Here is a 19,420-nt window from a genome sequence, read left to right on the forward strand (position 1 = left end):
TCGGGCATGAAAGATCGCCATTGCATGCGCCCTGCCCCAGCCGAAAACCGCGGGCGTCAGGCCAGCCCCACCACCACCGCGAGGCCGAGGAACGAGAAGAAGCCCATCGTGTCGGTCGCCGTCGTCACGAACACGGCCGAGGACACCGCCGGATCGACGTTGAACTTGTCCAGCGTCACCGGCACCAGAATGCCCATCAGCCCCGCGACCAGGTTGTTGATGACCATCGCCGAGGCAATCACGGCGCCCAGCAGCGGGTTGGAGAAGATCAGCCACGTCCCCACGCCGATCAGCAGGCCCAGCGCGAAGCCGTTGGCCAGCGCGATGCGGAATTCGCGCAGGATCATCCTGACGGTGTTGGAATCGGTCAGCTGGTTGGTGGCGATGGCGCGCACCGCCACGGCGAGGGTCTGCGTGCCCGCGTTGCCGCCCATGCCCGAGACGATCGGCATCAGCACCGCCAGCAGCGCGAACTTCGCGATCGCCCCCTGGAACAGCCCGACGACCGAGGCCGCCAGCATTGCCGTCGCAAGGTTCACCACCAGCCATGTCAGACGCGCGCGCACGGTCAACAGAATCGGCTCGTTGATGTCGCCGTCGCCTGCACCGGAGAGCAGCAGGGCGTCCTCGCCCGCTTCTTCCTGAATGATGTGGACGATGTCGTCGACGGTGATCTGGCCGATCAGGCGGCCTGCAGGGTCCACCACCGCCGCCGAGATCAGCGCGTACTTCTGGAAGCGCAGCGCGACTTCTTCCTGATCCATGTCGGCCGGGATCAGCGTCTGGTCGCGGGCCATGACGTCGTAGAGCGGGATGTTGCGCGGCGTGCGCAGGATCCACGAAAGCGAGCAGGTGCCGATCGGGCGGTGCATCGGATCGACGATGAACACTTCCCAGAACTCGGTCGGCAATTCGCGATGTTCGCGCAGGAAATCGATGAGATCGCCCACCGTCATCGATTCGTGGACCGCGACGAGTTCGCGGCTCATCAGACGGCCGGCGGATTCTTCGGGGTAGGACAGCGCCGACTCGATCGCGGCGCGGTCTTCCGGCTCCATCTCGGCAAGGACGGCCTGCTGGTCGGCCTCGTCGAGATCCTCCAGCATCGCGACGGCGTCGTCGGTGTCGAGCTGTTCGGCGATCTCGGCGACGACGTCGGCCGGAAGCGCTTCCATCAGCGCCTCGCGGACCCAATCGTTCAACTCGGCAATGACTTCCGAGCCCATCAGGTCGCGGATCGCGCCGGCCAGCGTCAGGCGCTCGCGTTCGTCGAACAGCTCGAACAAGTCGGCGATGTCGGCGGGGTGGAGCCCTTCGACGAGGTCGTAGACGCGATCGGTGTCTTCATCGTCGAGCGCGTCTTTGACGCTGCGGACGAATTCGGGCTTGAGGCGGTTGTCCTCGTCCAGCGATTCGGATTCGGGCGCGTCCTGACGCACGGTGTCTTCCGTGTGGTCCATCGGGTCGTGCTTGAGGTCCGCGTCGCTCATGCGGGCCGGTCTACGCAGCTATCTCGCAATTGCAACAGGGCTTTGCCATGGTCACTCGGGACTGCGCGGGCTTCGACAAGTTCAGCCGTGACCCTTCGACAAGCTCAGGGTGAGCGGAGGTGGTGTAAACCTCCCAAACCCGCTCAGGCTGAGCCTGTCGAAGTCCCTTCGGCATGGTGCTGGTTCACGCCCCCTCGTGACATTGCCGCGCCATCGCCTATATCGGGCGCCAAAGTTTACCGGCGCGATCGCGCCCGGCCTCATGGAGACAGGCAATGGCTGACGAATTGCTCACACTCTCGCTCGACACCGGCAACGGCGAAGGCGGCGACGTCAAGATCAAGCTGCGCCCCGACCTGGCCCCCGGCCACGTCGAGCGGATCAAGGAACTGGCCGGCGAAGGCTTCTACGATGGCGTGAAGTTCCACCGCGTGATCCCGGGCTTCATGGCGCAGGGCGGCTGCCCCAACGGCACTGGCATGGGCGGTTCGTCCAAGCCCGACCTGAAGGCCGAATTCAACGCCGAGCCGCACGTGCGCGGCGTGTGCTCGATGGCCCGCACCAGCGCGCCGCACTCGGCCAACAGCCAGTTCTTCATCGTGTTCGACAACGCGACCTTCCTCGACAAGCAGTACACCGTCTGGGGTCAGGTCGTCGAAGGCATGGAGCACGTCGACGCGCTCCCCAAGGGCGAGCCGCCGCGCGAGCCGGGCAAGATCGTCAAGGCGACCGTCAGCGAAGGCTGATCGGTCCCGAAACGGAACAGTGAAGGGCGTTCCTGCGGGGCCGCCCTTTTCGTTTGCGGAGCTTTCCCGGTTTCGGGGCGTTTTCAAGGCAACAGAACCATAACTTTGGGTGATGCTTGAAACGTCTCGTTCCCCTCAGCCTTTCGTGTTTCGTGCTGCTGGCCTCCTGCGGGCCGCAGACGGAACAGGCGAAGGCTCCCGCGAAGAGTTCCGACACTCTGGCTTTCGCCGATGCCCCCGGCGGCGGCGAGACCGAGGCGGCCGACAGCCTGCTGATGCGGGCGCAAGTGGCGCTCGACCGTGCTGGGTTCTCGCCCGGCGTGATCGACGGGAAGGATGGGCAGTCCTACAAGCTGGCGCTCGGCGGCTTCCAGGAAGCGCGCGGGCTTCCCCGTAGCGGACAGCTCGATCCGGCAACCCAGCAGGCCCTGTTCCCCGCACAGAACATGGCGGCGACGCGGCTGGTGGTGATCCCCGATGCTTTCGCGCGTGGGCCTTTCACGCGCAACCTGCCGACCAGAACCTCCCAGCAGGCCGGCTTCGACCATCTCGGCTACCGCTCGCTGACCGAGGCGCTGGCCGAGCGTTTCCATACCACCCCCGATACGCTGGTGGCGCTCAACGGCCACGGCACGAAAGTCGGTTCGGGCACCACGGTGCGCGTTCCCGCGATCGCCAACGTGCCCGTCGCGAAGATCGAGGGTGACGAGCGCGGCTGGTCCGACACGCTGCAGCGCCTCGGCGTCGCGGGCGATCAGCCGACAGCCGAGAAGATCGTCGTCGACAAGTCCGAGGGCACGCTGCAGGCCTTTGACAAGCAAGGTAAACTCATCGCGCAATTCCCCGTCACCACGGGCAGCGGCCATGATCCGCTCCCGCTCGGCAAGTGGGAGATCAAGGGCACCTCGCGCAATCCGGATTACCAGTACGATCCGGATCTGTTCTGGGACGCCAACAAGAACGATACCGCAAAGCGCCTCGCCCCCGGCCCCAATGGCCCGGTCGGCGTGGTATGGGTCGATTTGTCCAAGGACCACTACGGCATCCACGGCACGCCCGAGCCCGCGAAGATCGGCCGCACCGAAAGCCATGGCTGCGTGCGCCTGACCAACTGGGACGCGGCGCGCCTTGCGCAGATGGTCCATTCGGGAACCGAAGTTCTGTTCCAGGCGTGAAAACGGACGGGTCGAGTCCTTAACGGGGCAGGGCGAATCCGGGCCTCTTGTCCGCAAGATGCGTGGAATCTAGCCGATTGGCATTGTTTCCAAGGATACAGGGAGTCCCCCGCCCATGAAGATCCGCCTGATCGCCCTCGCGGGCATCTGCGCTTTTGCCGCAAGTTCCGCCAATGCGGCGACCGTCACCGCCGAGGCCAATGTCGCCCGCTCCGAAGGCAGCTGGGGCGGCGAACTCGCCGTCGGCGTGCCGGTGATCCAGGACGGTGGTTTCGCGATCACCCCGGCCGTCGGCGCGTTCTTCCACAAGCGCGACCATGACGGGTACTACGAGGACAACTCGCAGTGCTTCCGCCGCTCCAACGACGAGCAGGTCGGCGACGGTCATTGCGATAATTCGGGCACCAAGATCTTCGGCAAGGTGGAGGCGACTTATACGCTGCCGATGTCGTTCACTCTTGGTCTCGGTGCGCGTTTCATCGGTAACGACCTGCGCGCCTACGGCACCGCCGCGATGCCATTGGCGCCGTTCCTCTCGGGCAAGGTGAACGTCGGCGATCACTATGTCGCGGCGGGCGTGCAGGCGAAGTTCTGATATCGAGGGGGCTTCGACAGGCTCAGCCTGAGCGGAATTGAGAGGTTTGCACTACTCCTGCCATTGGGAGGCCTACTCCAACCCCGCTCACCCTGAGCTTGTCGAAGGGTCGAAGTCCCCGCAGCCGAATTCAGCTTTCCAGCAGGTCCACGTAAGCCACCACATCGTTGTCGGTGGCGAGGAACAGGCCGTCCTGCACGTCCTCGCTCTGTAGCGAGGCTATGCGCATGGCCTCGGACAGCGGGCCGTAGAACAGCGTGTTCGCCGCGCCGCCCTCGGCCCCGCCGTCGAGATGGTAGAGGCGCACGCTGGCGTCGTCATACGTGGTGCGCATCAGTCTTCCCGTTTGGCCCCGTCGAGGGTGCGATCGATCCGTGCGATCTCAGCCTGCGAGGCGGATTTCTCGGCCTTGGTGCGACCATGCTGGGCGCGGTTTGCCGCCGCCTCGGCCTTGTCGGCGGCGCGGGTTTTGGCCTTGCGGGCCATGCGCAGGTTGATGATCTCGGCCATGATGGCCCGACCTTACGCCTCGACCGGCGCGGTTGTCACGCCGAGATCCGGCAGGCCGACCGAGCGCTTGCCCGAGAAATCGGTGCGCACCACGATCAGGCCGTCCTTCTCCAGATAGTCGAGCAGACGCTGCACGCGGCGGGGCGAACTGGTGCCGTAGATCCGCGCGAGGTCCATGTCGTCCGGGCACGGCTTGCCGTCGATCGCGGCGCGGGCGATCACATAGAACGTCGCCAGCGCATCGTCGGGCACGTGCTTCGACAAGTTGATGAGGTCTTCCCAGCGCGCGTCGTCGGGGTTCTCGATCCCTGCGAGCGCGGCGGCGAAGCCCCGGCGGAACATCGTCGCGTCGAGGCCGCGCACCGAGATGCCCTTCATCCGGCAGCGGATGGTGAAGTCCTGGAACAGCGTGGTCGCGGACTGGAACGTGCAGTCCGGCTCCTCGGCCATCACGTTCATGATCTCGATCATCGCCGCGCGGGTTTCCTCGGCGCCGGGCTCGTTGCGCTCCCTTTCACGCTCGCGTTCGCGCGCCTGCGCGGTGGTGGGTTCGAGCAGTTCGGTCGCGGCGATGCGGCGGGCCAGCGTCTCGGCATCGTCCACACGCGGGGCGGGGCGGTGGAATTCGGGGCGATCCGGCTCGACGTGGAGATTGTCGTGCAGCAGCTCGCGCAGTTCCTCGGTGGTCGCGGTGGGCAGCGGGGCGAGCCCCGGCGTCACCGATTTGGCGCCGGTCTGCACCGTGCCGACGCTGACCGACACCGGCCGCCGCGCGATCGCGGGGCCTAGACCAAGGAACTGCCCGCGCGCGAGGTCGCGGATCGTCTCGGCCTGCCGCCGCTCCATGCCGAGCAGGTCGGCGGCGCGGATCATGTCGATGTCGAGGAAGGTGCGGCCCATCAGGAAGTTGCTGGCCTCGGCCGCGACGTTCTTGGCCAGCTTGGCAAGGCGCTGGGTGGCGATCACGCCCGCCAGACCGCGCTTGCGGCCGCGGCACATGAGGTTGGTCATCGCCGCGAGGCTGACGCGGCGGGCCTCTTCCGAGACTTCACCGGCGGCGGCGGGGGCGAACATCTGCGCCTCGTCCACCACCACGAGCGCGGGATACCACTGCTCGCGCGGGGCATCGAACAGGGCGTTGAGGAACTGCGCGGCGCACTTCATCTGCTGGTCGATCTCCAGCTCGTCGAGCGCGAGGACAACCGAGGCGCGGTGCTGGCGGATGCGCGCGCCGAGGCGGGCGATCTCAGCCTCGCCATAGGCGGAGCCGTCGATGACGACGTGGCCGAACTGCTCGGCAAGGCTGACGAAGTCGCCCTCGGGGTCGATCACGACCTGCTGAACGATCCCGGCGCTCTCCTCGAGGATGCGGCGCAGCAGGTGCGACTTGCCGGACCCGGAATTGCCCTGCACCAGCAGGCGGGTCGCCAAGAGTTCCTTGATGTCGATCTCTACCGGCTCCCCGCGCTGGGCGGTGCCGATGACGATGTTCGCGCTCACGTCCGGGCTAGTGCCAAAGCGGGGGGCGGGGTGCAAGCGGGACGGGGGGTTATCCAGAGGTTGCGTCTTGCGCGAGGGGGCTTCGACAGGCTCAGCCTGAGCGGTTTTAAGAGCCGGTCTTTAAATCCCGCTCAGGCTGAGCCTGTCGAAGGGCATCGTCCCAAGGTACAATTGGCCTGCCGCGCCCATCGGCTCACATTGCCTGTCGAAACCCCACGGGGGTCAGGTTCGGAGATTTGGGATGCTGGAACAGGCGATTGGCAAATTCGCGGGCGAGTCGCTCATCCGCGAGAAGTTCGACAACTTCATCGGCGGCAAGTGGGTGGCCCCGGTCAAGGGGCAGTACTTCGACAATATCTCGCCGGTGACCGGGCAGGTCGTGTGCCAGGTGGCGCGCGGGACGGCCGAGGACATCGAACTGGCGCTCGACGCCGCGCACGCCGCCAAGGACGCCTGGGGCAAGGCCTCGCCCACCGAGCGCGCGAACACCTTGCTCAAGGTCGCCGACCGCCTCGAAGCCAACCTCGACAAGCTGGCGCTGGCCGAGACGATCGACAACGGCAAGCCCATCCGCGAGACGACCGCCGCCGACATCCCGCTGGCGATCGACCACTTCCGCTACTTCGCCTCGTGCCTGCGCGCGCAGGAAGGCTCGATCGCCGAGATCGACCACGACACCATCGCCTATCACTTCCATGAACCGCTGGGCGTCGTCGGCCAGATCATCCCGTGGAACTTCCCGATCCTGATGGCCGCGTGGAAGCTGGCCCCGGCGCTGGCAGCGGGCAACTGCGTGGTGCTCAAGCCCGCCGAGCAGACGCCGATGTCGATCCTGGTGCTGGCCGAGATCGTCGCCGATCTGCTGCCGCCGGGCGTGCTCAACATCGTGAACGGCTTCGGCATCGAGGCGGGCAAGCCGCTGGCGCAGAACAAGCGCATCGCCAAGATCGCCTTCACCGGCGAGACGACGACCGGCCGCCTGATCATGCAGTATGCGTCGGAAAACCTGATCCCCTGCACGCTGGAGCTGGGCGGCAAGAGCCCGAACATCTTCTTCGCCGACGTGATGGACCACGACGACGACTTCCTCGACAAGGCGCTCGAAGGCTTCACCATGTTCGCGCTCAACCAGGGCGAGGTCTGCACCTGCCCGAGCCGTGCGCTGGTCCACGAATCGATCTATGATGCCTTCATCGAGAAGGCGATCGCGCGGGTCGAGGCGATCAAGCTGGGCAGCCCGCTGGACGCCGCGACAATGATCGGCGCGCAGGCATCGAACGACCAGCTGGAGAAGATTCTCAGCTACATCCAGATCGGCAAGGACGAAGGCGCCAAGGTGCTGACCGGCGGTGAGCGCGCCTCGCATGACGGCGAGCTGGCGCAGGGCTACTACGTGCAGCCGACCGTGCTGGAAGGCCACAACAAGATGCGCGTGTTCCAGGAAGAGATCTTCGGCCCGGTGCTTGCCGTCACCAAGTTCTCGACCGACGAGGAGGCGCTGGAGATTGCCAACGACACGCTCTACGGCCTCGGCGCCGGGGTGTGGACGCGCGACGGAACCCGCGCCTATCGCATTGGCCGGGGCATTCAGGCGGGCCGCGTGTGGACCAACTGCTACCACGCCTACCCCGCCCACGCGGCGTTCGGCGGCTACAAGCAGTCCGGCATCGGTCGTGAGAACCACAAGATGATGCTCGATCACTACCAGCAGACCAAGAACCTGCTCGTCAGCTACAGCCCGAAGAAGCTCGGCTTCTTCTGATCGTGGCGGGTTCGCCAAGAGCTCTCAACCCGGCGTCCCGCCACCATAACGGCGCCGGATACCTCGAAACGGCGGATGGCCCCCACGCCATCCGCCGCTTTTCGGCGTCATGAGCCTCCCGGCCCGCATCCTCGCCACTCCGGCGGCGGAGGAATGGATCGAGCGGCTGCGCGCTATCCACGGCCCGCTGATGTTCCACCAGTCGGGCGGGTGCTGCGACGGCTCCGCGCCGATGTGCTTCACCGAGGGCGAGTTCCGCGTCGGCGCGCAGGACGTGCTGCTCGGCTCGCTCATCGGCAACACCCGTGTCTGGATCGGCGCGGCGCAGTTCGAGTACTGGCGCCATACCCAGGTCACCATCGATGTAGTGCCCGGACGCGGTTCGGGCATGAGCCTGGAGGCGCCCGAGGGCGTACGCTTCATCGTGCGCAGCCGCATCTTCAGCGATGAGGAGAACGCCGCGCTCGAAGCGGCAGGTGATCCACTGCGGGGCGATGCCGTGAATGCGCTTGGCGACGGGAGCGGTTCGGCCTAGAATTTTCGCGCTTGGGTCACGGACCGCACCGAAGAGGGCGGCCGGAAGGAGAGGGACATGCGAATGGCAGCACAGATTCACGACGGTGACCGCCCGCTGGTGGCCTGTGCCTCGCACGCGCAGGACCCGGCTGATGCCGTCGCGGAACTGGTCGAGGCCATTGGCGGCGTGGAACTGGCAGGCGCGCTGCTGTTCTGCTCGCACCGCTACCCGCGCGAGGAACTGGCGCGCGTGCTCACCGCAAGGCTGCCGGGGGTGCCGCTGATCGGCTGCACCAGCGCGGGCGAACTCACCAGCCGGGGTTACGACACCGACAGCCTGCTGCTGATCGGCTTTCCCGCTGCCGGCTTTTCGATGGCTTCGCTGCGGTTCGAGGATCTCGACAACTTCGACCCTGTGACCGCGCAGGGCGCTATCCGCCAGCTCGTCGCGGGGGCGCGGCTGGACCACGGCGCGGCGGAGGATCTGCATCAGGTGGCGCTGTTCTTCGTGGACGGCCTGTCGCACCGCGAGGAACTGCTGACGATGACCGCGCAGCACGCGCTGGGCGACGTCCAGCTGATCGGCGGCTCCAGCGGCGACGGCCTCTCGTTCCGCGAGACGGCGGTGCTGCACGAAGGACGCTTCCATTCCGACGCCGCGGTGATCGCGGTGCTGACCAGCCGCCGCCCGATGCACGTCTTCTGCGCCAACCACTACCGCCCCGGCCCGGCCAAGATGGTCATCACCGAGGCGGACCCGGAAACCCGCACCGTCTACGAGATCAACGCCGCCCCCGCCGCCGAGGAATACTTGCGGCTTTCCGGCTCTCCGGGCGAGGAACTCGACGTCCACTTCTTCGCCGCCCATCCGCCGATGGTGCGCACCGGCGGCCAGTTCCACGTCCGCTCGGTGCAGAGCGCGAACCCCGACGGTTCGCTGACCTTCTACTGCGCGATCGACACCGGCGTCGTCCTTACCATCGGCGAGCCGGTGGACCGGCTGACCTGGATGCGCGAGCTGTTCCAGTCGGTCTCGCGCAAGGTGGGGGAGATCGACCATATCATCGGCTTCGACTGCGTGCTCAACCGGCTGGATGCCGAGGACCGGCAGATCCTTCGCGAAGTTTCCGACATCTATGTCGAGAACAACGTGCTGGGGTTCAGCACGTACGGCGAGCAGTTCCTGGCCGCGCACATGAACCAGACCTTCAGCGGGCTGGCGATCGGGCGGGCGGTGGATGAACCGGCACGGCCATGACGATGCCTTGCCCCCTCCCTCGTCATTGCTTCGCTGCGCTCGCAATGACGAAGTGGGTGTGAGGTCGGGAGACGATCATGGCCCTGACTGACCCCGAAGCCCGCGACACCGAAACCGCCCGCCTGCGCGCCCGCATCGCGCAGCTGGAGAAGATCAACGCCGCGCTGATGGACCGGGTGGAGCGCTCCACCGACATGCAGGGCGGGGCGTTCTCGATGTTCGAGACGGCGATCTCGCTCGACGCCATGGTGCGCGACCGCACCGGCGCGCTGGAGGTGGCGCTGGAGCGGCTCAACACGGTCAATGCGCAGCTCGCCGCCGCTCATGGCGATGCCACCGCCGCCCGCGTGATGCTGCGCGATGCCATTGAATCGCTGTCGGACGGCTTCGCGCTGTTCGATGCGGAAGACCGTATGGTCCTGTGCAACCGCGCTTACCTGAAGATCTTTCCCAATTTCGAAGGCGTGCAGGGCGATGCGCCCGAATTCGCCGAACTCGCCAGCCGCCTCGCGCAGACCGGCGCCACCATGGGCTCGCGCATGGCGCCCGAGCGCTGGCTCAAGGACCGCATGGCGCAGCATCAGCGGGCGCAGGGCGCGCACGTGCAGGCGCTGGCCGACGGCCGCTGGATCCAGATCAACGAGCTGCGCACGACCGAAGGCGGCACCGTCGGCATCTATACCGACATCACCACCGTCAAGGCCGAGGATGCCCGCCAGCGTGCCCGCGAACTGGCCGAACGCAACCTGGCGCTGCAGGCGACGCTGGATACGCTCTCCGAAGGCGTCTGCCTTTTCGACGCCCAGCGCCAGCTTCAGGCGTGGAACGAGGGCATGCTCACGGTGCTGGCGCTGGCCGAGGACGGTCCCGCCATCGACACGCATGAGGCGCTGTCGGGTTGGTGCACCGGCGAATGCGGGCTGGACCGGGTGGAAGCGCTCGACTGGCGCGAGGGCGGCGGCGCGCGGGTCGTCGCCAACTGCACGATGCGCGGGCGCTATTTCACCGTCCGTTCGGTATCGCTCAAGAACGGCGGCATGGTCTTCACGTTCGATGATGTGACCGATCATATCCAGTTCGAACGCTCGCTGACCGAGACTGCCGAAACGCTGGAGCGCCGCGTCACCGAGCGCACCGCCGAACTGGTCGAGGTGAACCGCCAGCTCGTCGAGGCGAAGAACGAGGCGGAGACGGCGAACCGCTCCAAGACCAGTTTCATCGCGGCGGCCAGCCATGACCTGCTGCAGCCGCTGAATGCGGCGCGGCTGTTCGTTTCGGCGATGGACGGTCAGGCCATGGCCGAACGGCCGCGCTCGCTGGTGCATCAGGCATCCACCGCGCTCGATTCGGTCGAGGATTTGCTCGAAGCGCTGTTCGAGATTTCGCGCCTCGATGCGGGGGCGATCCAGCCCGAGTTCGCGGACCTCTCGCTTGGGGCGATCCTCTCGGCCTTGCGCGTGGAGTTCGCGCCGCTGGCGAGCGCGGGCGGGCTGGCGTTCACGGTGCCCCATACCGCGCTGTGGGTGCGCTCCGATGCGCGCCTGCTGCGCCGGGTGCTGCAGAACTTCGTGTCCAACGCGATCCGCTATACCGAGCAGGGCAGCGTGACGGTGGAGGTGGTGGAGCAGGGCGCGGACGTCGTCGTCACCGTGCGCGATACCGGGCCGGGCATCGCCGACGTCGATCGCGACGAGATTTTCGAGGAATTCCGCCGCGTCGGCAAGACGCAGAAGATACCCGGCAAGGGCCTCGGCCTCGCCATCGTGCGCCGCGTCACGACGATGCTGGGCCACGGGATCGAACTCGACACTGCGCCGGGGGCGGGCGCGGCCTTCTCGATCCGCCTGCCGCGCGTGGACCCGGTTGCCTCGCTGGATGAGCCGGGCGCGATGCCCGCCGCTCCGCGCGCCGGGGCAGGCGGGCTGGTTCTGGTGATCGACAACGATCCGGGCATCCTTGCGGGCATGGAAGCACTGCTGGAGAACTGGGGGCTGGACGTGGTGACCGCCAACGATCCATCCGACGCGGCCGCACTGGCTGCGCTGGAGCAGGGACCGGCGATGCTGATCGTGGACTACCACCTCGATGACCGGCTGACCGGTGACCGCGCGGTGGCTATGCTGCGCGAGAAGGCCAGGCGGGCGGTCCCGGCGATGGTCATCACCGCAGATCGCGGGCCGGAAACCAAGGCGCAACTGGCCGAACTGGCGCTGCCCTTGCTGAACAAGCCGGTGAAGCCGGCGCAGCTGCGGGCGCTGCTGCGGCAGATGGACGTGCTGTGACTGTGGGGCCTTCGACAAGCTCAGGCTGAGCGGATCCAAAGCGCTTTCCTTCGTCATTGCGAGCACAGCGAAGCAATCCAGGGCAGTCTTGGCCCGCTCTGGATTGCTTCGCTGCGCTCGCAATGACGATCCGAATCCGCTCAGCCTGAGCTTGTCGAAGGCCCTGCTTGATCAGGCTAGCATAGCCAGCTTCTCGCGCCAGTTATCGGGCAAGGCTACCGGGCGGCGGCTTTCGCGTCCGACATAGACGTGCGTGAAATGCCCTTCGGCGGCCGGTTCCTCCGAGCCCTCGACGAACAGGCCGAGGTGATAAGACACGCTGCTGGTGCCCAGCTTCGCGACCGTCATGCCGACTTCCAGCTTTTGCGGGAAATGCACCGAGGCGGCATAGCGGCAGCCGGTCTCCACCACGACGCCGATCGGGTCGCCGGTCTCGATATCGAGCAGGCCCGCCTCGATCAGCCATGTGTTTACGGCCGTGTCGAAGTACGAATAATAGACCACGTTGTTCACGTGGCCGTAGACGTCGTTGTCATGCCACCGCGTCGTCAGGGGGACGAAAGCACGGTAGGCGGCGCGCGGGCGCAAGGGGTCTCGGCTCATAGGCGGCAGTGTTAGGAACGCCGGCGGCGGAGCGCCAGCGCTTCCTTACCCGCGAAAGCCGATCTTGCCCGCCATGATCACCGCCTGCGTGCGGCTGAACACGTTCATCTTCTGCAGGATCGCCGAGACATGCGCCTTCACCGTCGTCATCGAGACGTCGAGTTCATAGGCGATCTGCTTGTTGAGCCTTCCGGCCACCAGATGCCCCAGCACCACGCGCTGCTGCGGGGTGAGGGTGTCGATCCGGGCGCGGATCAGGTCTTCCTCGGCGGCCGCGCTTTCGTCTCCGGGCAGGTCGGGCATGTAGATCTCGCCCGAGAGCACCTGCTGCAGCGCATCGACGATCGCCGCGCGCTTCAGCGACTTGGGCACGAAGCCCGCCGCGCCCGCCGCCAGCGCGTCGCGCACCACGTTGCGGTCGGTCACGCCCGAGACCATCACCACCGGCGTGGCGGGGAACTTGTCCCGCACCGCCTGCAGGCCGGAAAGGTGCGAGACGTCGGGGATGTTGAGGTCGAGCAGGACGAGATCGACGTCGCCCGCTTCGTCCAGCACCCTGAGCGCCGCTTCGAGGCTGTCCGCTTCGAGGATCGTGCAGTCGGGGAAGGCATCGTCGAAGATCGAGCGTAGCCCGTCGCGGACCAGCGAGTGGTCGTCGACGATCAGAACGCGGTCGGGTGCCCCATATTCGCCCATGTTGTTTTCCGTGACGGCGAGTGTTTCCATGTCTTTATCCCGGGGAGGGATGGCGCGCCAGCGGTAACCGGCGCGCCATTTCAGGGTTGCGTTACTTGGGGATCTTGAACACCCAGAGCATGCCGCCCTGGCTGATTTCCTTAAAGGTCTTGGCCACTTCGCCGCCCCACAGCGGCACCGCGCCGCCCCAGCCGGACATGACGCCGACGTACTGCTCGCCGTCCTGCTCCCAGGTGATGGGCGAGCCGACTACGCCTGAGCCGGTCTGGAACTTCCACAGCTCTTGGCCCGTCTTGGCGTCGAACGCCTTGAGATAGCCTTCAGGCGTGCCGGTGAAGACGAGGTTGCCGTGGGTGGTCAGCACGCCGCCCCACAGCGGGGCCTTGTTCTTGTACTCCCACACGATCTTGCCGGTCTTGGGGTCCATCGCACGCAGCACGCCGATGTGGTCCTCGGCGATCGGCTTGATGGTGAAGCCCGCGCCGAGGTACGCCGCGCCCTTCTTGTAGGCGATCGGTTCGTTCCAGATGTCCATGCCCCAGTCGTTCGAGGGGACGTAGAACAGTTCGGTGTCCTTCGAGTACGCCATCGGCATCCAGTTCTTGCCGCCTAGGAACGACGGGCTGGAGAACACCGGCTTGCCCTTTTCGGTGCCGCTGGGCGCGCCCGGACGGCCCGCGTCGATCACGTTGGGGCGGCCGGTCTTGGGGTTGATGCCGTCGGCCCAGGTGGTCTGCATTACGAAGCGGTTGGCGGAGATGAACTTGCCGGTCGTCCGGTCGAGCACGTAGAAGTAGCCGTTGCGGTCGGCCTTCGCGCCCAGCTTCATCGCCTTGCCCTTGATGGTGGCGTCGAAGGGGATGAACTCGTTCACGCCGTCGAAGTCCCAGCCGTCGTGCGGCGTGGTCTGGTAGTGCCACTTGATGACGCCGGTGTCGGCATCGATGGCGAGCGTCGAGGAGGTGTAGAGGTTGTCGCCGGGGCGCAGGTGGCTGTTCCACGGCGCCGGGTTGCCGGTGCCGAAGTAGACGAGGTTGGTGCCCGGATCGTACGTGCCGCCCAGCCAGGTCGCGCCGCCGCCGGTCTTCCACAAGTCGCCCTGCCAGGTGGCATTGAGCTTGCCGGTCATGCCGTTGGGCTGGCCGTTGAGGGTGCCGATGTGGCCCTCGATCACCGGGCGTTCCCAGATCAGCTCGCCGGTATCGACGTTGCGCGCCTGAACCGCGCCGACGACGCCGAATTCACCGCCCGAGTTGCCGGTGATGACCTTGTCGCCGACGATCAGCGGCGCGGCAGTGGCCGAATAGCCCGCCTGATAGTCGCCGGTCTTCTTGTTCCACACCACCTTGCCGGTATTGCGGTTAAGCGCCACCAGATGCGCGTCGAGGGTGGCGAAGATGATCTTGTCGCCATGGATGGCGGCGCCGCGGTTGACCACGTCGCAGCACGGCATGATCGCATCGGGCAGGCGGGCATTGTATTCCCACTTCTTCTCGCCGGTGCGCGCATCGAAGGCGAACAGGCGCGAGTACGATCCGGTGACGTAGATGGTGCCGTCATAGACCAGCGGCTGCGCCTCCTGCCCGCGCTGCTTCTCGCCGCCGAGCGAGGAGGCGTAGACCGGGAGCAGCTTGGCGACGTTGCCGGTGTTGATCTGGTCGAGCGAGCTGAAGCGCTGCTGCCAGGGCCCCATGCCATACGTCAGCACGTCGCCGGGGGTGTCGGCGTCCTTGAGCAGATCGGCGCTGGTCGGGCCATCGGCGGCCGAGAGCGGTACTGCCGCGAGGCTGCTGGCTGCCGTCAGGGCTGCGAGTATATGTGTGAAACGCCGCTTCATCCTGTCCCTCCGTTTTTGGGTATTCGGCCGGGGGTGCGTGTCTCGGGAAAATGCCCCCGAACCCCGATCGTCGGCATGCAGCCTAGGACTGTAAGAGGGGCGGCAAAATTGCACCTTGGGAGGATGGGGCCTTGTGCGATGGGGCTTCGACAGGCTGCACCTAACCCTTCGACAAGCTCAGGGTGAGCGGAGGTCGTGTAAACCTCTCCACCCCGCTCAGGCTGAGCTTGTCGAAGCCCCGGCCGCGCGCACAACGCATGGATCAATCCGGTTCGGGGGGCGCCGGTCGCAGTCGGCACCCCCGTCCCCCTCCGGAGCTTTACGCGGTCTGCGAGGCCAGCGCGGGTTTCCACTCGACGCCGTACCGCGCGAAGATCGCCTTCATGCGGCCGTCCTTCGCCATCGCGGCGAACTGTTCCTCGATGGCGAAGCCCAGGTTGCGGCTGTTTTCCTTCACCGCGATGCCGATGTCCCAGCCGGGCGAGAGCATCGCGGGCAGAAAACCCTTGCGGCGCGCGATGCCCGCATCGGGCGCGTCGTGCAGGGCGGCCTCGATCTGTGCGGTGCTGGCGACGGCGGCGTCGGCCTCGCCCTTGCCGACGGCCATGACCGCCTCGTAGCCGGTGGGGACATGGATCACGTCCTTCGACAAGGCCCCGCCCGCATGGCCGAGCAAGTAGAAGTCGGGGATCGAGTCGAGTTCCGCCGCGATCCGTTTGCCCTTCCAGCGCACCGGCATCGCCTCGCAGTCCGCTGCCTCACCGCAGGCGGCACCGAAGCTCTCGCGGTAGTAGGGGGCGAGGAAGGTGACGTTGTCCTCGCGCGCCATCAGCTGGCGGTCGAAGGGGACGTGCAGCATCACGTCGCAGGGCTGGAAGCCGAGCAGCCCGCCGCGCCAGATGACGTTGCGCAAGTCGTCGGACAGATCCTCGTCCGCCGTGAACAGCGCGATGTCGGCGCGCACGCCCAGCTTCTCGGCAAGGGCATGGGCGAGATCGACGTCGATGCCGGCCGGCTTGCCGCCATCCTCCCACGACCACGGGCGGTTGTCGGTGTAGAGGCCGACGCGCAGCGCGCCCAGCGCCTTCACCTTCTCCAGCGGCGCGGCGAGAAGCGACGCGGGCCGCAGGGACGCAAGCGCCCCTACAGCCCCGAGACCCCTGAGAAGGGACCGGCGGTCCACCGCTTATTCGTCCGTGTGCTTGGATTCCAGCCAGGCGCGGATCGCCCAGCCGGCCTTCTGGCCCAGCACGTCGCCGAAGGGCGGCATGTAGACCTTGCCGTCATGCGCCGAGCCGTGGCGGAAGCGCTCGACGAACCATTCGTCGCCCGAGGCACCCAGTTCGAGGTAGCGCAAGTCAGGCGCGATGCCGCCGGAAATGGCTTCAAGGCCATGGCAGCGCGCGCAGTTCTGGCCGTAGGCGGACTGGCCGATGGCGATCGCCTTGGCATTGCCGGTGTAGGGGTTCTCGGTCTTCCACACGTCGTTGCCGCCTTCGATATCGGGCAGGGCAGAGGTGTCCACCGGTTGCGGCACGACGTCGCCGTGCGCGTAGAGATTGGTGCCGATCGAAAGCGAGGTGATGGCGGCGGCGACGGTCAGGACCGCGCGGCCGATGCGAATGGTCATGGATCAGGTGTCCTCTGCGACTTCGGGTTGCGCTTGGCTTCTCTTCCCGAATGTTGCTTTCGGATAACCTTGGGTCCGGGCGGGTGACCAGTTGGCCAATGGTACAAGACCAAGGTCGCATTGCCGTGCGCACGGGAAGGCGTAGGTTTCCGGGCATGGAGAGAAGCCTGAAGACTTTCGCGCTGGCGCTTTGCGCCCTTTATGCGGCCCCGTCCCATGCGCAGGATGCCGATGGCGCCGTCACGCGCGCCTATGTCAGCAACGAGCGGTCCTCGACCGTCACCGTCGTCGATCTGGCGAGCGGAAAGGCCGTGGCGCAGTGGCCGGTGGGCAAGCGCCCGCGCGGGATCACCATGACGCGCGACGGCAAGTACGTGCTCGTCTGTGCCAGCGCCGACAATGCGGTGGAAGTGCGCGACCCCGCCACCGGCGCGCTGGTGGCGACATTGCCTTCGGGCGCGGACCCGGAGCAGTTCTTCGCCTCGCACGATGGCAAGCTGCTTTACGCCGCCAATGAGGACGACGGCGCGGTGACCGCGATCGATCTCTCCGCGCGCAAGGTCGCCTGGCAGGTGACGGTGGGCAAGGAGCCCGAAGGCGTCGCCGAAAGCCCGGACGGCGAATGGCTTCTGGTCACCAGCGAGGAGGACAATTCGGTCGCCTGGATCGACCTCGCCACCCACACCGTCACCGGGGAGACCGAGACCGAGGCGCGGCCCCGCCATGTCGAATTCACGCCCGATGGCAAACAGGTCTGGATCGCGGCGGAAGTGGGCGGGGTGGTGCAGGTTGCCGATGTCGCGAGCAAGGAGGTCGTGAAGACCATCCGCTTCGCCCCGCCGGGCGCGCCGGATTACAAGGTCATGCCCTGCGGCATCCGCTTCACGGCGGACGGGAAGACGGCGGTGGTGGCGCTCGGCCGGGCGGACAGCGTGGCGCTGGTGGACGTGGCGAGCGGGGAGGTGCGCGGCTACGTCAAGGTCGGCGCGCGGCCGTGGCACCTCGCGATCCTGCCCGGCGGGGGTAGCGCGCTGGTCGCCAACGGGGCGAGTGACGACCTCTCGCTGGTGGACCTTGCGGCGATGAAGGTCACTGCGACGATCCCGGCGGGCGAGGGGCCGTGGGGCGTGGCACTGGGGCGCTGAGGTAGCGCTGTGGTCCTTCGACAAGCTCAGGACGAGCGGGGTTTGGGTTAATTTCCAATCCCCGGCCCCGCTCTCATTCCCCATTTCCGCTCAGGCTGAGCTTGTCGAAGCCCCCTCGGTCAAACGCCATCCTCCCAAAGTACCACTGCCCAAAGTCCAATTTCGCGCCGCCCGCCCCGGCCGCATGGTCCGCCTCAGTCGCAGGAATAGACGACAACTTCCAACGGGGGACGGATCCATGATTTCGCGGATCATTTTACGCGGCGGTGCCGCGCTGGGCGTACTCGCCCTGGCTATAGCACCCGCCTACGCAGGCAGCAGCGAGGCGCTTCTGAAGCGCCTGCACGAAAAGGGCATTCTCAGCGACGAGGACTACACCGAGCTGCTCGCGCAGGAGCAGGCCGAAGCTTCCGCTCCAACTCCGGCCTCGGCACCCGCCGCAGCCGCGCCCGCCGGTGACCCCGGCCTCTACGTCAAGCGTACCGAGAGCGGCATCGGCCTCGAAGTCGGCCCGGCGACGATCAAGTTCTCGGGCTCGGTCAACGGCTTCTACGTCCACGACAACCCGGCGAGTGCATCGGCCACCACCGCCGTCACCGGCGGCGTCGCCAGCGTCGGCACGCGCAATTCCAGCGCGGTGCGCAACGGTCTGCTGCCGGGCTTCCTCAAGGTCGAGGTGAGCACGAAGCAGGAGGGCTGGGACATCGGCGCCTTCTTCGGCATGTATCCGGGCATCAACTCGGCCGCATGGGGGGCGCTGGGCGCCAACAACGGCGGCCAGCCGACCGCGCTGGCGACGGCGGGCATCGATTTCCGCCAGACCTACCTGACCTTCGGCAAGCCCACCGTCGGCACTTTCAAGATCGGCCGCGACATCGGCCTGTTCGGGTCGGAGGCGATCCTCAACGACATCACGCTGCTTTCATCCGGTACGCCGGGGGGCAACGTGGCGCCGGGCAACACGACGCTCGGCCGCATCGGCGTGGGCTATATCTACACCGACTTCCAGCCGCAGATCACCTATACCTCGCCCAGCTTCGGCGGCGTGCAGGCATCGGTGGGCGTGTTCCAGCCGCTGTCCTCGCTGACCGGCCCGGCGCAGGAGAACTCGCAGCCCGGCTTCCAGGGCAAGATCACCTATGACGCGACGCTCGGCGGCATCGGCCTTCGCGCCTGGGCAGGCGGCGTGACGCAGCGCCACAACGAGATCACCGGCCAGAGCTACACCGGGCAGGGCCTGGACTTCGGTGGCAAGCTGACGGCGGGTCCGATCACGGCGGTGGGCTACTACTACACCGCCAAGGGCCTCGGCACGACGGTACTGGGCCTGCACGACACCGACGGCTTCGGCAACGCCCGCAAGAGCGACGGCTTCTACCTTCAGGCGCTCGCCAGCTTCGGCAAGTTCGCGGTGGGCGGCAGCTACGGCGAAAGTTCGCTGCATTATGCCAACGCCGCCGACGCGCTGGCCAGCCCGAACCTCGTCGACACCAATTCGAGCTGGGTCGGGCAGGTCCGCTACAGCCTGACCAGCTGGGTCACGCTGATCGGCGAGTACACCCATTCGAAGGCCAAGGCGCATTCCGGCAACGCGGCGTCGAGCGACGCCCTCGCGCTGGGCGGCATCCTGTTCTTCTGATCCTTGCGTCGTCCCGGCATGCACCGGGGCGACGCG

18 protein-coding genes are annotated in these 19,420 nt (G+C 66.8%); 9 read left to right on the top strand and 9 right to left on the bottom strand.

All coding sequences use genetic code 11. The annotated features are described in order from the left end of the window. Positions 1–56: 56 nt before the first annotated feature. Positions 57–1,460 carry a magnesium transporter gene (mgtE, locus tag BES08_RS15950; RefSeq protein ID WP_231958240.1) on the bottom strand — a complete coding sequence of 468 codons (1,404 nt, stop codon included), beginning with the start codon at positions 1,458–1,460 and terminating at the stop codon, positions 57–59. A gap of 305 nt (positions 1,461–1,765) precedes the next feature. Between mgtE and BES08_RS15955 the strand changes: the two genes are divergently transcribed. The 3 genes from BES08_RS15955 to BES08_RS15965 all read left to right on the top strand — a co-directional run bounded on the left by BES08_RS15955 (position 1,766) and on the right by BES08_RS15965 (position 4,006). Beyond that, the gene (locus tag BES08_RS15955) at positions 1,766–2,236 is read left to right on the top strand and encodes a peptidylprolyl isomerase (RefSeq protein WP_069708890.1); all 471 of its coding nucleotides are present in this window, start codon (positions 1,766–1,768) and stop codon (positions 2,234–2,236) included. Positions 2,237–2,352: 116 nt separating this feature from the next. Then, positions 2,353–3,411, top strand: coding sequence for a L,D-transpeptidase family protein (locus tag BES08_RS15960; RefSeq protein WP_069708891.1), 1,059 nt, complete (start codon positions 2,353–2,355; stop codon positions 3,409–3,411). 115 nt (positions 3,412–3,526) lie between these two features. Then, positions 3,527–4,006: a hypothetical protein gene (locus BES08_RS15965; RefSeq protein WP_008831011.1), complete on the top strand. Its 480-nt coding sequence runs from the start codon at positions 3,527–3,529 to the stop codon at positions 4,004–4,006. A gap of 130 nt (positions 4,007–4,136) precedes the next feature. Here BES08_RS15965 and BES08_RS15970 read toward each other — a convergent pair whose 3' ends face one another. From BES08_RS15970 to BES08_RS15980, 3 genes are read right to left on the bottom strand one after another with little or no spacing between them, the layout of a single operon-like run. Then, the gene (locus BES08_RS15970; RefSeq protein WP_008831012.1) at positions 4,137–4,340 is read right to left on the bottom strand and encodes a hypothetical protein; all 204 of its coding nucleotides are present in this window, start codon (positions 4,338–4,340) and stop codon (positions 4,137–4,139) included. Continuing rightward, positions 4,340–4,516, bottom strand: a complete 177-nt coding sequence (locus BES08_RS15975) for a DUF4169 family protein (RefSeq protein ID WP_008831013.1) — start codon at positions 4,514–4,516, stop codon at positions 4,340–4,342. Before BES08_RS15975 ends, BES08_RS15970 begins: the two co-directional genes overlap by 1 nt. 12 nt (positions 4,517–4,528) lie before the next feature. Beyond that, entirely contained in the window at positions 4,529–6,016 is a 1,488-nt protein-coding gene (locus BES08_RS15980) for a helicase HerA domain-containing protein (protein ID WP_008831014.1), read from the bottom strand. A 241-nt stretch (positions 6,017–6,257) separates the two neighbouring features. On the opposite strand from BES08_RS15980, the gene adh reads away from it, so the two are divergent. The 4 genes from adh (at position 6,258) to BES08_RS16000 (ending at position 11,834) form a co-directional block, all read left to right on the top strand. Next, positions 6,258–7,778 (top strand): aldehyde dehydrogenase, encoded by a 1,521-nt coding sequence (adh, locus tag BES08_RS15985; protein WP_069708892.1) that lies wholly within the window; start codon positions 6,258–6,260, stop codon positions 7,776–7,778. Between the two features lie 109 nt (positions 7,779–7,887). Continuing rightward, on the top strand, positions 7,888–8,313 hold the full coding sequence (locus tag BES08_RS15990; RefSeq protein WP_069708893.1) for a DUF779 domain-containing protein: 426 nt from the start codon (positions 7,888–7,890) through the stop codon (positions 8,311–8,313). Positions 8,314–8,376: 63 nt separating this feature from the next. Next, the gene (locus BES08_RS15995; protein WP_069708894.1) at positions 8,377–9,552 is read left to right on the top strand and encodes an FIST N-terminal domain-containing protein; all 1,176 of its coding nucleotides are present in this window, start codon (positions 8,377–8,379) and stop codon (positions 9,550–9,552) included. A 77-nt stretch (positions 9,553–9,629) separates the two neighbouring features. After that, positions 9,630–11,834: a PAS-domain containing protein gene (locus BES08_RS16000; protein WP_069708895.1), complete on the top strand. Its 2,205-nt coding sequence runs from the start codon at positions 9,630–9,632 to the stop codon at positions 11,832–11,834. A gap of 171 nt (positions 11,835–12,005) precedes the next feature. On the opposite strand, the gene BES08_RS16005 is transcribed toward BES08_RS16000, so the two are convergent. From BES08_RS16005 to pedF, 5 genes are all read right to left on the bottom strand, one after another. Next, positions 12,006–12,437 (bottom strand): acyl-CoA thioesterase, encoded by a 432-nt coding sequence (locus BES08_RS16005; RefSeq protein WP_069708896.1) that lies wholly within the window; start codon positions 12,435–12,437, stop codon positions 12,006–12,008. A 45-nt stretch (positions 12,438–12,482) separates the two neighbouring features. Next, on the bottom strand, positions 12,483–13,163 hold the full coding sequence (locus tag BES08_RS16010) for a response regulator transcription factor (RefSeq protein ID WP_008830497.1): 681 nt from the start codon (positions 13,161–13,163) through the stop codon (positions 12,483–12,485). A gap of 61 nt (positions 13,164–13,224) precedes the next feature. Then, positions 13,225–14,970, bottom strand: a complete 1,746-nt coding sequence (locus BES08_RS16015; RefSeq protein WP_036525939.1) for a methanol/ethanol family PQQ-dependent dehydrogenase — start codon at positions 14,968–14,970, stop codon at positions 13,225–13,227. Positions 14,971–15,289: 319 nt separating this feature from the next. After that, a complete protein-coding gene (locus tag BES08_RS16020; RefSeq protein ID WP_069708897.1) occupies positions 15,290–16,153 on the bottom strand; it encodes a substrate-binding periplasmic protein in 864 nt (287 codons plus the stop codon). A gap of 3 nt (positions 16,154–16,156) precedes the next feature. Then, positions 16,157–16,600 (bottom strand): cytochrome c-550 PedF, encoded by a 444-nt coding sequence (gene pedF / locus BES08_RS16025; RefSeq protein ID WP_069708898.1) that lies wholly within the window; start codon positions 16,598–16,600, stop codon positions 16,157–16,159. A 155-nt stretch (positions 16,601–16,755) separates the two neighbouring features. Between pedF and BES08_RS16030 the strand changes: the two genes are divergently transcribed. After that, a complete protein-coding gene (locus tag BES08_RS16030; RefSeq protein WP_083274708.1) occupies positions 16,756–17,745 on the top strand; it encodes a PQQ-dependent catabolism-associated beta-propeller protein in 990 nt (329 codons plus the stop codon). Between the two features lie 238 nt (positions 17,746–17,983). Further along, the gene (locus tag BES08_RS16035; RefSeq protein WP_156799882.1) at positions 17,984–19,384 is read left to right on the top strand and encodes a porin family protein; all 1,401 of its coding nucleotides are present in this window, start codon (positions 17,984–17,986) and stop codon (positions 19,382–19,384) included. The last annotated feature ends 36 nt before the right edge of the window (positions 19,385–19,420 follow it).

The organism is Novosphingobium resinovorum, from assembly GCF_001742225.1.
GTDB lineage: Bacteria > Pseudomonadota > Alphaproteobacteria > Sphingomonadales > Sphingomonadaceae > Novosphingobium > Novosphingobium resinovorum_A.